Source organism: Roseovarius sp., from assembly GCF_030373445.1.
GTDB lineage: Bacteria > Pseudomonadota > Alphaproteobacteria > Rhodobacterales > Rhodobacteraceae > Roseovarius.
On sequence record NZ_JAUCYU010000005.1, the window covers coordinates 218,272 to 231,788 of the forward strand.

The 13,517-nt window shown below is 67.0% G+C and carries 18 protein-coding genes; 4 read left to right on the forward strand and 14 right to left on the reverse strand.

The window, feature by feature from the left end; all coding sequences use genetic code 11:
• Positions 1-151 precede the first annotated feature (151 nt).
• Genes QUV18_RS11375 through QUV18_RS11385 form a run of 3 tightly spaced genes read right to left on the reverse strand, consistent with a single transcriptional unit; the run spans position 152 to position 1,818 of the window.
• Complete coding sequence (locus QUV18_RS11375) at positions 152-871, reverse strand: PhnD/SsuA/transferrin family substrate-binding protein (protein ID WP_300894157.1); 720 nt, start codon at positions 869-871, stop codon at positions 152-154.
• A gap of 17 nt (positions 872-888) precedes the next feature.
• Entirely contained in the window at positions 889-1,326 is a 438-nt protein-coding gene (locus tag QUV18_RS11380; RefSeq protein WP_300894041.1) for a TerB family tellurite resistance protein, read from the reverse strand.
• A 39-nt stretch (positions 1,327-1,365) separates the two neighbouring features.
• Positions 1,366-1,818 (reverse strand): TerB family tellurite resistance protein, encoded by a 453-nt coding sequence (locus tag QUV18_RS11385; protein WP_300894042.1) that lies wholly within the window; start codon positions 1,816-1,818, stop codon positions 1,366-1,368.
• Between the two features lie 339 nt (positions 1,819-2,157).
• On the opposite strand from QUV18_RS11385, the gene QUV18_RS11390 reads away from it, so the two are divergent.
• A complete protein-coding gene (locus QUV18_RS11390; RefSeq protein WP_300894043.1) occupies positions 2,158-2,739 on the forward strand; it encodes a hypothetical protein in 582 nt (193 codons plus the stop codon).
• A 6-nt stretch (positions 2,740-2,745) separates the two neighbouring features.
• Here the strand turns inward: QUV18_RS11390 and QUV18_RS11395 are convergent, their stop codons facing one another.
• The 5 genes from QUV18_RS11395 to QUV18_RS11415 form a co-directional block, all read right to left on the reverse strand.
• On the reverse strand, positions 2,746-4,389 hold the full coding sequence (locus QUV18_RS11395) for a CTP synthase (RefSeq protein ID WP_300894044.1): 1,644 nt from the start codon (positions 4,387-4,389) through the stop codon (positions 2,746-2,748).
• A gap of 159 nt (positions 4,390-4,548) precedes the next feature.
• Positions 4,549-4,914 carry a preprotein translocase subunit SecG gene (secG, locus tag QUV18_RS11400; protein ID WP_300894045.1) on the reverse strand — a complete coding sequence of 122 codons (366 nt, stop codon included), beginning with the start codon at positions 4,912-4,914 and terminating at the stop codon, positions 4,549-4,551.
• A gap of 140 nt (positions 4,915-5,054) precedes the next feature.
• On the reverse strand, positions 5,055-5,264 hold the full coding sequence (locus QUV18_RS11405; RefSeq protein ID WP_300894046.1) for a hypothetical protein: 210 nt from the start codon (positions 5,262-5,264) through the stop codon (positions 5,055-5,057).
• 12 nt (positions 5,265-5,276) lie between these two features.
• On the reverse strand, positions 5,277-5,621 hold the full coding sequence (locus tag QUV18_RS11410) for a hypothetical protein (RefSeq protein WP_300894047.1): 345 nt from the start codon (positions 5,619-5,621) through the stop codon (positions 5,277-5,279).
• A 38-nt stretch (positions 5,622-5,659) separates the two neighbouring features.
• Complete coding sequence (locus QUV18_RS11415; protein WP_300894048.1) at positions 5,660-6,058, reverse strand: DUF6524 family protein; 399 nt, start codon at positions 6,056-6,058, stop codon at positions 5,660-5,662.
• Between the two features lie 153 nt (positions 6,059-6,211).
• Here QUV18_RS11415 and QUV18_RS11420 point away from each other — a divergent pair, with 153 nt between their 5' ends.
• Positions 6,212-7,504 carry an adenylosuccinate synthase gene (locus QUV18_RS11420; protein WP_300894049.1) on the forward strand — a complete coding sequence of 431 codons (1,293 nt, stop codon included), beginning with the start codon at positions 6,212-6,214 and terminating at the stop codon, positions 7,502-7,504.
• Between the two features lie 11 nt (positions 7,505-7,515).
• Entirely contained in the window at positions 7,516-7,752 is a 237-nt protein-coding gene (locus tag QUV18_RS11425; RefSeq protein WP_300894050.1) for a DUF2842 domain-containing protein, read from the forward strand.
• Between the two features lie 103 nt (positions 7,753-7,855).
• Here QUV18_RS11425 and QUV18_RS11430 read toward each other — a convergent pair whose 3' ends face one another.
• From QUV18_RS11430 to xth, 4 genes are read right to left on the reverse strand one after another with little or no spacing between them, the layout of a single operon-like run.
• Positions 7,856-8,056 carry a Trm112 family protein gene (locus tag QUV18_RS11430; RefSeq protein ID WP_300894051.1) on the reverse strand — a complete coding sequence of 67 codons (201 nt, stop codon included), beginning with the start codon at positions 8,054-8,056 and terminating at the stop codon, positions 7,856-7,858.
• Positions 8,053-8,700 carry an LON peptidase substrate-binding domain-containing protein gene (locus QUV18_RS11435; protein ID WP_300894052.1) on the reverse strand — a complete coding sequence of 216 codons (648 nt, stop codon included), beginning with the start codon at positions 8,698-8,700 and terminating at the stop codon, positions 8,053-8,055. Before QUV18_RS11435 ends, QUV18_RS11430 begins: the two co-directional genes overlap by 4 nt.
• A gap of 27 nt (positions 8,701-8,727) precedes the next feature.
• Complete coding sequence (locus QUV18_RS11440) at positions 8,728-9,648, reverse strand: co-chaperone YbbN (RefSeq protein WP_300894053.1); 921 nt, start codon at positions 9,646-9,648, stop codon at positions 8,728-8,730.
• A gap of 54 nt (positions 9,649-9,702) precedes the next feature.
• On the reverse strand, positions 9,703-10,491 hold the full coding sequence (gene xth, locus QUV18_RS11445) for an exodeoxyribonuclease III (protein WP_300894054.1): 789 nt from the start codon (positions 10,489-10,491) through the stop codon (positions 9,703-9,705).
• Between the two features lie 230 nt (positions 10,492-10,721).
• Here xth and QUV18_RS11450 point away from each other — a divergent pair, with 230 nt between their 5' ends.
• Positions 10,722-11,411 (forward strand): hypothetical protein, encoded by a 690-nt coding sequence (locus tag QUV18_RS11450; protein ID WP_300894055.1) that lies wholly within the window; start codon positions 10,722-10,724, stop codon positions 11,409-11,411.
• Positions 11,412-11,417: 6 nt separating this feature from the next.
• Here QUV18_RS11450 and QUV18_RS11455 read toward each other — a convergent pair whose 3' ends face one another.
• Both QUV18_RS11455 and QUV18_RS11460 read right to left on the reverse strand, forming a co-directional pair.
• Positions 11,418-12,395, reverse strand: a complete 978-nt coding sequence (locus tag QUV18_RS11455) for a zinc-dependent alcohol dehydrogenase family protein (protein ID WP_300894056.1) — start codon at positions 12,393-12,395, stop codon at positions 11,418-11,420.
• 299 nt (positions 12,396-12,694) lie between these two features.
• The gene (locus QUV18_RS11460) at positions 12,695-13,381 is read right to left on the reverse strand and encodes a response regulator transcription factor (protein WP_300894057.1); all 687 of its coding nucleotides are present in this window, start codon (positions 13,379-13,381) and stop codon (positions 12,695-12,697) included.
• Between the last annotated feature and the right edge of the window lie 136 nt (positions 13,382-13,517).

The window sequence follows — 13,517 nt, forward strand, 5'->3', positions numbered from 1 at the left end:
GGCAGCATCCCTCAAGGTTTCAACGGTTTGGCTGCCGAGCAGTAGGGCGGAAAATCTGGCGCAATGCAACGCACAAAACGGAACATTATCCGCCGGGACGGGCGAATTGACGTCTCGTCACGCCGTTATGGCGCCTGTGCGGGCGATGTGGCTAGGCGGGCGGCGGCGGGTTGGGGATGGCGAGGTAGGCGTCAGGGGGAATGCGGACGAGGCCGCGGAGGGAGAGGGTGTCGCGGTCGTCGGGGGAGAGGTCGGCGATGGCGGCGGAGATGGCGTCGAAGAGCGGCTCGGGGTCGCGGGAGAGGGCGGTGATGTAGGGCAGGACCGGGGTCGGCTCGGTGCGGGCGATCTCGCGGAGGGTGGTGGCGAAGGGATCGTGGCGCTGGATGAGGGCCCAGGTGAGGGCGTCGAGCGCGGCGATGTCGGCCTTGCCCTCGGCCACGGCGCGGGCGGAGAGGACGTGGCCGCCGGTCTGGATGGTGTTGGTGAAGGTGAAGCCGTGGGCCGCGGCGTGGTTCTGGGGGGCGGCCCAGCCGCTTTGGGAGAGGGGTTCGTTATAGGCGAAGGGGGCCTCGGCGAAATCGGCCGGGGTGGCGCGGGGGTCGTCGGTGCGGGCCACGAAGACCGAACGGTAATGGCCGGGCGGGCATCCGGGGAGGCCGTAATCGGGGGTGCCGACGAGGGTGACCTTCCCGTGGAGTTTCGCGCGGTAGGGGTAGCCGCAGGTCTGCGACAGGAGCAGGTCGGGCGACAGCCAGCGATCCCACAATTCGCCGGTGCGGGTGAGGGTGTCGGGGCCTTCCCCGAGCCGGTTGCGGATCGCCTGCCAGAACCTGTCATTCGCGGCCGCGGTTTCCGGCCGGTCGTACATCGGCAGGCTGGCGAGGCTCACCCCCGGGCCACTTTCTGGCGGGCGAGGGCGCTGTCGCGGTCGCTGATGCCGAGGAAGTTCGAGGCCATGCGAATGAGCGCGTCTTCGTCGGCGTCGCGTTCGCCGTCGGCGAGCGCCACTTCCCAGAGCGCCTCGATCACGGCGGTGCGGTGTTCGTAGGGCACCGAATCCTTGATGGCGCGGGTGAAGCGGACGGTGTCGGGCGCTTCCGATTCGAGCTGTTCGGCATCGGCGCGCAACTGCTGCGCGCCGGCGGGGTCGAGATCGTAGCGCCGGGCGGCGATTCGCTCGATATGGGCGACCTCGTCGGCGTCGTAGAATCCGTCGGAGCGGGCGATGCGGACGAGGAGGGCGGTGAGCGCGAGACGCGCGTCGGCGTCGTCGAGCTGTTCGGGCTCTGGCTGGATGAGCTTGTTCAGGAAATCAGCAAACATGGGAGGAGATATAGGCGCGGGACGGGCCCGCGCCAATCACTAACTGAGGAAGGCGGTTTCGCGGGCGCGGGCGCTGTCTTCCTCGGAAAGGCCGAGGGCGGCGCGGGCGTCGTCGATGACCTTGAGTTCGGCCTCGTCGATGTCGCCGTCGGCGAGCACGATTTCCCACAGCACCTCGAGCGCGTCGACGCGGGCCTCGAAACTGACTGTTTCCCGGATGATATCCGCGAAACGGTCCGTTTCCGGGGCCTGCTTCTCGAGCTTCTCGGAGGTGGCGCGCATCTTGGCCGCCTCGACCGGGTTGAGGCCGTAGAGGCGGGAGAGGAGGCGGTCGATCCGGCTGATCTCGTCGACGCGGTAATCGTGGTCGGACATGGCGACGCGGACCATCAGGGCGCCGAGCGCGAGCTTCTCGTCCGGTTCCGGCAGGGGCTCGGGTTTGGGCGCGGAAAACGCGTGAATCAAGCGGTTTAGCAGGGCTTTGGCTTCCATCGGAGGGCTCCGTCCGTGCCGGGCGCGGGGGTGTGGGGCGCGGGCCGTGGCGGGCCGGGGCGCGGCGCCCTGTCGGGGGCGGTGTCGCGTCGGCGTGCTGGCCTTTGTCCCTCCCGCGGTGACCGGGGTGTTTTGCCGCACTGTTATCGCACGCAGGGCGAATGACAATCCGGGCGAGGGCGGGTTTGGCGCGGGCGTGGTTCAAAGGTCGCAGGAGGGCCACAATTGCTCCCAACTATTTGCGCTTTGTCGGGCGAGAGTGCCGGCCAATCAAGACGCGCGGGGCAACGCGCGAAGACGGAGCTGCCGATGCCGCCTTTTGACAAGTGTGACTGGTCGATGAGTAACAAGGACGAACAGCTGAAACGGGCCCGGGCCGCGACCGCGGAGGAGCTGCGACGCATGGCGCGCAGCTTCGACTGGTCGCGGAACCCCGAGGCGGTTCTGGGCTGGATGATGGCGCAGAAGGGGATGGACCTGTCGACCGCGCTGGTGGTGTTCTTCAACGGCGATCCGGGGCGGTTCAACTACCTGTCGAAGCGCGAGGTGCCACAGGAGTTTCGCGGCGCGGCGCGGGTGCTGGACAATATCTGCCTGCGGGTGAACAGCGGCTTCTACCGGGCGCGCCAGGGGCAGAAGCTGCCGGCGCGGGCACGGCTGGATGGGTGGCTGGATTTCCAGGCGGCCGACCGGGCGGCGGGGCGCCGGGGGCGGTGGATCCTGGACGAGGGGATCATCGAGGCGGCGCTGCGCGGCAAGCGGCATCCGGCGATGGCCGAGGAGACGGCCGATATCGGCGCGTTGCGGCCGTTGCAGGGGCCCGGCGCGGTGCAGGGGTTCCTGGCGGAGCTGCTGGGGCCGGGCTTTGGCGCGCGGCTGCAGCGGGTGCTGCCCTGGCGGGGCAGTGACGGGCTGAGATAGGGCCCGTCAGACCAGCCGCGAGGTGTTCACCGCCGCCTTCACGAAATCGGCGAAGAGCGGGTGGGGCTGGAAGGGTTTCGACTTCAGCTCGGGGTGGAACTGGACGCCGATGAACCACGGGTGGTCGGACCATTCGACGATTTCCGGCAGGCGGCCGTCGGGGGACATGCCGGAGAAGCAGAGGCCGACCTCTTCCAGTTTCTCGCGGTACTTGATGTCGACCTCGTAGCGGTGGCGGTGGCGTTCGTCGATGGCGGTGGTGCCGTAAACCTGGGCGACCTTGGAGCCTTCCTTGAGGACCGCGTCATAGGCGCCGAGGCGCATGGTGCCGCCCTTGTCGTCACTGACCTTGCGCTTGACCTTCTCGTTGCCCTGCACCCATTCCTTGAGGTGGTAGACGACGGGGGTGAAGCGTTTGCGGCCGGCCTCGTGGTCGAACTCCTCGGAGCCGGCGTCCTTGAGACCGGCGAGGTTGCGGGCGGCCTCGATCACCGCCATCTGCATGCCGAGGCAGATGCCGAGATAGGGGATCTTGCGTTCGCGGGCGAACTGGGCGGCCTTGATCTTGCCCTCGGTGCCGCGTTCGCCGAAGCCGCCGGGCACGAGGATGGCGTGGAAGCCCTCGAGATGCACCGCCGGATCCTCGGTGTCGAAGATCTCGGCATCGACCCATTCGACGCTGACCTTCACCCGGTTGGCCATGCCGCCATGGGTGAGCGCCTCCTTGATCGACTTGTAGGCGTCTTCGAGCTGGGTGTACTTGCCGACGATGGCGACCTTCACCTCGCCGTCGGTGTGGTGGATGCGGTCCTCGACATCCTGCCACTTGGCCATGTCCGGTTTCGGCGCGGGGGAGATGGCGAAGGCGTCGAGCACCGCCTGGTCGAGCCCCTCGCGGTGGTAGGCGAGCGGGGCCTCGTAGATGGAGTTGAGGTCGTAGGCCGCGATCACCGACTCGGTGCGAACGTTGCAGAAAAGCGCGATCTTCTCGCGTTCCTTTTCCGGGATCGGCTGTTCGGAGCGGCAGACGAGGATGTCGGGGGCGATGCCGATGGATTGCAGCTCCTTGACCGAGTGCTGGGTCGGCTTGGTCTTCAGCTCTCCGCTGGCCGCGAGGTAGGGCAGGAGGGTGAGGTGCATGAAGATGCACTGGCCGCGGGGCCGGTCGTGGCTGAACTGGCGGATGGCCTCGAAGAAGGGCAGCCCCTCGATGTCGCCGACGGTGCCGCCGATCTCGCAGAGCATGAAATCGACCTCGTCATCGCCGATGCCGATGAATTCCTTGATCTGGTTGGTGACGTGGGGGACCACCTGGATGGTCTTGCCGAGGTAATCGCCGCGGCGTTCCTTTTCGAGCACGTCGGAATAGATGCGGCCGGAGGAGACGGAATCGGTCATCCGGGCGGGGACGCCGGTGAAGCGCTCGTAATGGCCCAGGTCGAGATCGGTCTCGGCGCCGTCATCGGTGACGAAGACCTCGCCATGTTCGAAGGGCGACATGGTGCCGGGATCGACGTTCAGGTAGGGGTCGAGCTTGCGCAGGCGGACCGAGAAGCCGCGGGCCTGGAGAAGCGCGCCGAGCGCGGCCGAGGCGAGGCCCTTGCCCAGTGAAGATACAACGCCGCCTGTGATGAAGACATACCGCGCCATGCGCCGGAACCCCCGTGATTCTGCTCGTGTTCAAACGGGCCCGCACGGCCGATTCGGCCGCAGCACCACGGGACTCAACTCATAAAGCATTCACGCCAATGGCGCAAGCTGACCGCAAGATGCTGTTGCGGTATTCCGGCCTGTCTCAATCGGTAGTGGTCAGTCGGCGGTAGGCGTCAGGGGGGCGTCGTCGCCTTCCGTGGGCGGAAGAAGATCGTTGCCGGTGTCGGGAAGCTCGGGCGAGGTTTCTTCCTGCGCGGCCGGCCTGTCGCCGAACCGGTCGAGGACGGAGGAGCCCGAGGAGGTCTGAGCCGCGATGATGGTGAGCGCCATGGAGGTGACGAAAAGGCCGATGCCCAGCACCCACGTCATCTTGCCGAGCGCCGTGGCCGCCGAGCGGCCCGCCGTCGCGTTGCCGCCGCCGCCACCCATGCCGAGGCCGCCCCCTTCGGAGCGCTGCAGAAGCACCACGACGATCAGCGTGAGCGTCAGAAGCAGGTGGACGAGGAGGATGACGTTTTCCATGCGGACTGCCTTGCGGTTCGGAACAGGCGCTATCTATGCGTTTCGCGGCTGGGCTGCAACCCGGCAATTGGCCGGTGTGAGGGGGGTGTTGCGGATTGTCCGGCGGCGCTCGCCAGCCCTTGCGGGCTGTCTCGCAGAGGTCAGCGGCGGCGGGTGAGGCCGAGGGCGGCGAGCGCGTGGCGCAGACGGGTCTGGAAAGGCAGGCGGCGGGCGAGCGGGCGGGCGAGGGGCGTGGCGGATTTGCGGTCGGCCTCGTGCAGGTCGATCACCCGCTCGGCACAGCCGCAGCCTTCGCCGAGGCCGACCTTGGTGTAGTAGAATTTCTGGAAGTCGGGATCGGGGTTCGGCATGGGCTGACCTCCTCAGCGGTTCTGCCGCTCGGCTTCGTATTCTGCAAGATAGTCTTCCAGCACGCGGATGATCATGCGCACGTCTTCTTCCTCGTGCCCTTCACGGATCAAGTCATGGCCTTCGGCCACGATGCGGGGTGTCACGAAGTCGCCATTGGCGGCGTAGGTTTTCAGATCGCGCAGGGCGTCCATGACGGTTTGCTTGCGGTGAAGGAGGTGAGAATTCGCGAATGACCGTTCAGCGACATCCCTGACCTGGGATGGTCTGTCGAGGTGAAAGAAGCTGTCATCGCCGTCGTGGAAGTAGGCCTCGGCATCCGGGCTGAACTCGCCGCAGAACTTGTCGAATGATTTCATCGTGAACGGGGGGAGGTGGTGCTTTCGAGTGCGGCGGGTCATTCGTCCACGTCGTCCATGTCGGCCTGGCCGCTGAGCCTGCGGCGGACGTGGCTCCAGCTCAGGCCGATGCCGAGGACGAAGGCGAGGGCGATGAGCGCTAGCCAGACGACTTGCGACGTGTCGCGGAGGGTGAGCAGGCCGTAATCGTAAAGCACCCAGACCACCGCCGCGACGATGGCGACCACCAGGAACATCCCGAAGGCCCCGATCGAGCGCAGGGTGGCACGCAGGTAGATAATGTAGCCCACCGCCAGCAGCAGGCCCATCAGCACCGCGAGTGGCATCTGGTCGTAGAAATTGGCCCGCACCCAGGTGACGTAGTTCCACTCCGTCGGGTTGAAGGTGGCCACGAGCAGCAGGAACGCCGCCACGAGGCGCAAGATAAAGCCGGTCATGTTCGTCCCCCGTCCCCTTGTTTTCTCTTTCCTTCGCCCAACCGGGCGCGCCTGTCCAGCCCCGAGGGCCGGGCGGGCCGCGAATTTGCGGTTTCAACGGCGCGCGGGCGGGGCTATACGGGCGCGGGATTTCCTAGTGCCGAAAGGACTGACATGGCCAACGTGGTTGTCGTGGGCGCCCAGTGGGGCGACGAGGGCAAGGGCAAGATCGTCGACTGGCTGAGCGAGCGGGCGGACGTGATTGCGCGGTTCCAGGGCGGGCACAATGCCGGCCATACGCTGGTGATCGACGGCAAGGTCTACAAGCTGAACGCGCTGCCCTCGGGCGTGGTGCGGGGCGGCAAGCTGTCGGTGATCGGCAACGGGGTGGTGCTCGACCCCTGGCATTTGTTGCAGGAGATCGAGACGATCCGCGGGCAGGGGGTGGAGATCACGCCCGAGACGCTGATGATCGCCGAGAACACGCCGCTGATCCTGCCGTTTCATGGCGAGCTGGACCGGGCGCGCGAGTCGCAGAACTCGGTGGCGAAGATCGGCACCACGGGGCGCGGCATCGGGCCGGCCTACGAGGACAAGGTGGGGCGCCGGGTGATCCGGGTGGCCGACCTGGGCGATGACGCGACGCTGGAATTGCGGGTCGACCGGGCGCTGGTGCATCACAACGCGCTGCGGCGGGGGCTGGGGCTGGGCGAGATCGACCGGGATGCGCTGATCGCGCAGCTGCGGGAGATCGCGCCGGAGATCCTGCAATATGCGGGGCCCGTCTGGAAGGTGATGAACGACAAGCGCAAGGCGGGCCGGCGGATCCTGTTCGAGGGGGCGCAGGGGGCGCTGCTGGATATCGATTTCGGCACCTACCCGTTCGTCACCTCGTCGAACGTGATCGCGGGGCAGGCGGCCACGGGCACCGGCATCGGGCCGGGCTCGATCGATTACGTGCTGGGGATCGTGAAGGCCTATACAACCCGCGTGGGCGAGGGGCCGTTCCCGACGGAGCTCGATGACGAGAACGGCCAGCGGCTGGGCGAGCGGGGCCGGGAGTTCGGCACCGTCACGGGCCGCAAGCGGCGCTGCGGCTGGTTCGACGCCTGCCTCGTGCGGCAGACCTGTGCCACGAGCGGGGTGAAGGGCATTGCGCTGACCAAGCTCGACGTGCTGGACGGGTTCGAGACCCTGCATATCTGCGTGGGCTACGAGCTGGACGGGCAGCGGCTGGACTACCTGCCGACGGCGGCGGATGCGCAGGCGCGCTGCACGCCGGTCTACGAGGAGATGCCGGGCTGGAGCGAGTCGACCGAGGGCGCGCGGAGCTGGGCCGACCTGCCGGCCAATGCCATCAAGTACGTGCGCCGGGTGGAGGAGCTGATCGACTGCCCGGTCGCGCTTTTGTCCACGTCGCCCGAGCGGGAGGACACGATTCTTGTGACCGACCCGTTCGCCGACTGAGCCGGGGTGTCATGCCGAAGCTGAGCTACAAGGCAAGGCGGCGCTGGTCGCTGGTGGTGCTGCTGATCGGGCTGCCGATCTATATCGTGGTGGCGGTGAACTTCACCGACTGGCTGCGGGCGCGCTACGAGGGGCTGCCGGTGCTGGTGGAACTGCTGGTCTTCGTGGTGCTGGGGTTTCTCTGGATGCTGCCGTTGCGGTCGGTGTTCCTTGGCGTGGGCAAGGCGGACCCGGACGAGGAGGAGTGACGCGCGGTGGGTTCGCACCCACCCTACGGGACTAGGTGCCCCTTTGTTTCTTCTGGCTGAAAATATCCCCGCCGGAGGCTCCCCCACGCGAGGCGAAGTGCCGTCAGTCGAGCTTGCGCGCCTCGTCGATGAGCATCACCGGGATGCCGCCGCGGATCGGGAAGGCGAGGCCGGCGGAGGTGCTGACCAGTTCCTGTGCCTCGGCGTCGTAGCGCAGGGTGGTGTGGGTCTGGGGGCAGACCAGCGCCTCGAGCATGTGGCGGTCAGTGGCGGAATTCGACGGGGTTTCGGGCGTCTCGGTCATTGCAGGATTTCCTTGTCGTCGCCGCCGCGCAGGGCGTATTCGAGCAGCGTGACCAGCGTTTCGCGGCGGGTTGTGAGCGAAGGCGCCTCGAGCAGGGCCTGCTTGTCTTCCGGCTCGAACCCCAGCAGCATCGAGAGCGAGTTGATCAGCAGCTCGTCATCGGCCTCTTTCAGGGTGTCCCAGTCGGTCTGCAACTCGCGGGATTCGAAGTAGCGGGCGAGCAGTTTCATGAAGGCCTGCCGGTTGAAGCCGTCATCGGTGTCGGCGGGGCCGAGGTCGCGGTCGAACCCGTCCCACGAGATGCGGGCGCGGCGGTAGGGGGTGAAGCCGTCGACCTCTTCCAGCACGCGGAAGCGCGAGATGCCGGTGAGCGTGATCATGTAGCGCCCGTCCTCGGTTTCCGACATCTGGGTCACCCGGCCGACGCAGCCGATCGCCTGCAGACGGTCGCAATCCTTCTTGCCCGGCGCCATGCTGGGCTGGACCATGCCGATGAGCCGCCCGGGCGATTTCAGCGCGTCGTCGAGCATGGCCAGGTAGCGCGGCTCGAACAGGTGCAGCGGCAGCCTCGAGCGCGGAAGAAGAAGTGCCCCGGTCAGTGGGAAGACCGGGATCACGTCGGGAAGATCGGCCTGGTTGAACATGGGAGTCAACCTAGCCTGTTCACCGGCTCAGGCAAATATCATCGAGCTTAATTTTCTGCGGCCATTCAGGACGATGGGATCGTTCGGCTTGAGGGCGTCGAAAATGGTGAAAAGCTGCTGCTTGGCGGCCTCGTCGTTCCATTCGCGGTCGCGCTGGAAGAGGTCGAGCAACTGGTCGACCGCTTCCTGCGTGCGGCCGTTGGCATGCAGGGCCTGGGCGAGGTCGAAGCGGGCCTGGTGGTCGTCGGGGTTGGCCTCGACCGCGGCGGTCAGTTCACCCACCGGGCCGGCGCCTGCCGCCTGCTTGGCGAGGTCGAGCGCGGCATGGGCGGCTTCCAGCTCGGGCGCTTTGGAAATCTCGGCGGGCGCGCCGTTGAGGATCGCCTCGGCCTGCTCCAGGTCGTCCATGGCGATGTGGGCGCGGACGAGCCCGGCATAGGCGCGGGCGCTCTTGTCGTCTTCCTGGAGGATGGCGGCGAAGGTCTGGGCGGCGTCGGTGGCCGCGCCCTGGTCGAGCATTTCCTCGGCCGCGTCGAGCGCCTCGTCGAGCCCGCCGCTGGCGTCACCGCCGGACTGGCCCACGACGCGCTGGACGAAGGCGTCGATCTCGGAGGGGGCGACCGCGCCCTGGAAGCCGTCGATCGGCTGGCCCTGCCAGAAGGCGTAGACCGTCGGGATCGACTGCACGCGCAGCTGCCCCGCGATCATCTGGTTCTCGTCGACGTTCACCTTGGCCATCCTGACCGCGCCCTTGGCCTTGGTCACGGCGGCCTCGAGAGCGGGCCCGAGCGTCTTGCAGGGGCCGCACCACGGGGCCCAGAAATCGACGATCACGGGCACGGTCTGGCTTGCTTCGATCACCTCGGCCATGAAGTCGGCCTCGGAGACATCCTTGATCAGGTCGCCGCCAGCGGCGGCGGTATTCTGGTTTTGGCCCAGTTCCAGCATTGTCGTCTCCATCGGAATTATGTTGCCCCCAATATGTGGACGGGGGCGGTGAAGTCAAAGGTCAAAGGTGGCGAAAACCGGGGCGTGATCGCTGGGTTTGTCCCAGCCGCGGGCGGCGCGCAGGATGCGGCTGGAATGGCCGGCATTGGCGATATCGGGGCTGGCCCAGATATGGTCGAGCCGGCGGCCCTTGTCGGCGGCGTCCCAGTCGCGGGCGCGGTAGGACCACCAGCTGTAGAGCTGGCCGTCGGGGATGTCGGCGCGGGTGACGTCGGCCCAGCCGCCGGCCTCCATCACGTCGGAGAGGTGCTCGACCTCGACGGGCGTGTGGCTGACCACCTTGAGGAGCTGCTTGTGCGACCAGACGTCATCCTCGCGCGGGGCGATGTTGAGGTCGCCCACGAGGATGGATTTCGCGGGCGCGTCGTCGCGGCACCAGTCGCGCATCTCGGTGAGGTAGTCGAGCTTCTGGCCGAACTTCTCGTTCACCGCGCGGTCGGGCACGTCGCCCCCGGCGGGGACGTAGAAATTGTGGATGACGGTGCCGTTCTCGAGTCGCCCGGCGATGTGGCGGGCGTGGCCGAGTTTCGCGAAGTCGTGGACGCCCACTTCCTCGATCGGCTGTTTCGAGAGGATGGCGACGCCGTTATAGCCCTTCTGCCCCCGGGCGATCATGTGGGTGTAGCCGAGGTTCGCGAACATCTCGGCGGGGATCTTCTCCACCGGGCTCTTGCATTCCTGGAGGCACAGCACGTCCGGCGCTTCCTCTTTCAGGAGCTTGCAGACGATGGGCGCGCGCAGGCGGACCGAGTTGATGTTCCAGGTGGCGAGGGTGAAGGGCATGGGGCACGTCTCCGCTGTCAGTCGCGGGAGAGGTAAAGGCCGGGGCCGGAAACGTCCAGCCCGGGGCGGCGGGGAATTTTCGGGGGCGCAGGGTGTGGTGGCGGATGGATTGGAATTGACCGCTGCGTAAAAGCGGCCATAGGTTTGCGAAGGTATTTTCAGAAAAGTCATTCGGAGAGACGCGCATGGCCGAGACGGCACCATCCGGAGCACCGGACACCCCGCAGACAGTGGCATCGAAGGGTCGCATCAACGGCTTTGTGCACCGCGTGACCTCGGTGATCGAGGCGAATCCATTCCTGTCCGTGTTGAGCGGGCTGCTGCTGTTCTGCCTGGGCTGGTTCGGGAACCTGCTGCTCGACAGTGCGTACCGGACCTTCTTCCCGGACCAGGAGATGATCCGGGCGCAGGTGCTGCGGGAGCAGATCAACGCCAAGACCGACACGATCGGCGAGAAGCTGGTGGTGATGGAGGCGAACCTGTCGAAGGTGGGCAGTGATGGCGAGGAGGCGAAGGCCTTCCTGGCCGCCGCCGAGACGGTGATGCGGGAGCTGGAGGGGCTGCGGCCGGAGATTTCGCAATTGGCGAGCGAGGCGGACCGGTACACCGAACGGCTGGCCAGCGCCAAGGCCAGCGAGCTGGCCAGTACCGGGCAGAGCGCGCAGGCGGATTTCGTCCTGCCGCTGACCGGTGGCATGACCCTGTGCCCGTCGCGGTTCACCTTCGCCGTGACACGCTCATCCAGCCCCGGTCATGTTTACATGACCGTGTCGCAGGACGGACAGTCCAACGCCGCCAATGTCATTCCGGGGCAGGCGCTGCGGCTTGACGGGCGCAATGACAGCGTGAGTGTCAGCTACCTCGGGCCGCAGGCCGCTTCCGACCTGCACCGTTTCAACTTTTCCTGCATTGACAGCTGACGGCAGTCAGGTGCCGTTGGGCGCCAGCAGCACCTTGCCGGAGCGTTCGCCGGCGGCGGTGTAGGCGGCGGCCTCGGCGATGTCCTCGAGGGCGAAGTGGCGGTCGACAGGCGCGCTGAGCTTGCCGGAGGCCACCAGCGCGGTGAGGTCGCCGTAGACCTTGCTGCGACGTTCCGGGGTGGAGTCCTCGAACCACTGGGCGAGCCAGAAGCCGCGCAGGGTGATGCCCGAGAAGATCAGCACCTTGGCGTCGAGCGGGGCGGGGGCCATGGACATCGCGCCGTAGCTGACCAGTGTGCCGCCGGGGGCGAGGGTGGCGGCGAGGCGGGCCATGGTCTCGCCCGCGACGGCATCGAGGGCGAGGCTTATGGGCGCCCCGTCGGTGGCCTGGGCCACGTCGCGGGGGAGGGTGTCGCCATCGACGAGGACGGCATCGGCGCCCATCTCCTTCAGCCCGGCCACCGCGCTTTGGCGGCGGACGACGCAGGCCACTTTCAGGCCGCGCGCATGGGCGAGCTGGATCACGTAGGCGCCGACGGCGGAGTTGGCGGCGGACTGGATGATCCAGTCGCCTGTCGCGAGGTCGGCGAAATCGTCGAGCAGCAGGTAGGCCGTGGCCGGGTTGATGGCGAGCATGGCAAGCTGGTCGAGGTCGCCGTCGGGGAGGGGCACGAAATTGCCGGCGCCGGCGACGATCTCGGTGGCCCAGGTGCCGCTGCCGGCGGGGAGGAGGACAAGCTGGCCCTCTTTCAGTTCGGTGCCATTCGCGTCGATGACGCGGCCCAGCCCCTCGTTGCCGGCGACGGCGGGCAGGTCGGGGCGGACGCCGTATTGCCCGGCGATCTGGATCAGGTCGGAGGGGTTGATGGGGGCGCGGAGCACCTCGACCCGGACGTCGCTGGCGCCGAGGACGGGGTCTTCGGTCTCGACGCAGCGCAGGACCTGGGCCGGGTCGCCGAACTCTTCATGGATCACCTGTTTCATCGGGAGGCTCCTTTGGTTGCTGGTCCCGATATTGGGGCGCGGGGCGGATATGCCAAACGGTGACGCGGCGGGAGGGGGGTGTCGGTGGAATGGTGCCGATGTTGCGCCTATGCAGCCCGGCGTCTCGGTTCCACGGGGAAGGCGCCGCTTTGGGTGATTGTCTCACGCACAAAAAAAGCCCCGGCGCAATGGCCGGGGCAGTCCAACAGGGAGGTACATGTGATTGACCGCACATGTGACGGCTTGGACGTCATCTAGGCGCCTGATGCGGCGGGTTCAATGGCGTCCCCGGGTTCCGTTCAGGCAAGCAGCCGATACCCGCCGGATTCGGTCACCAGGAGGCGGGCGTTGGAGGGGTCGGGTTCGATCTTTTGCCGCAGGCGGTAGATGTGGGTTTCGAGCGTATGGGTGGTCACGCCGGCGTTGTAGCCCCAGACCTCGTGCAGGAGCACGTCGCGGGGGACGACGCCCTCGGTCGAGCGGTAGAGGAACTTGAGGATGTTCGTCTCCTTCTCGGTGAGGCGGATCTTCTTGTCGTCCTCGGTCTGCAGGAGCTTCATGGCGGGTTTGAAGGTGTACGGCCCGAGCTGGAAGACGGCATCCTCGGATTGCTCGTGCTGGCGGAGCTGGGCGCGGATGCGGGCCAGCAGGACGGGGAACTTGAAGGGCTTGGTGATGTAGTCGTTGGCGCCCGCGTCGAGGCCGAGGATGGTGTCGGCGTCGCCGTCATGGCCCGTCAGCATCAGGATCGGCGCCTTGACGCCCTGTTTGCGCATCAGCCGGCAGAGCTCGCGCCCGTCGGTGTCGGGAAGCCCGACGTCGAGGATCACCAGGTCGTAGATCGTGTCCTTGACGCGTTGCATCGCCTCGGACCCGTTGCCGGCCTCGAAGACGTCGAAATCCTCGGTCATCACCAGTTGTTCGCCGAGCGCCTCGCGCAGGTCCTCGTCATCGTCGACCAGAAGGATTTTCTTGAGCTGTGCCATAATCGGTAACCTCGTGTCGTTTCGGCAGATGTGTGCCGACGCGCCGGGCGGGGCAAGGAATATGACAGGACGTTCACGGCCAAGTGTTACAGGGTGGCCAATTGTTTCAATTCGTTGCAAAAGACGCTACATCCGT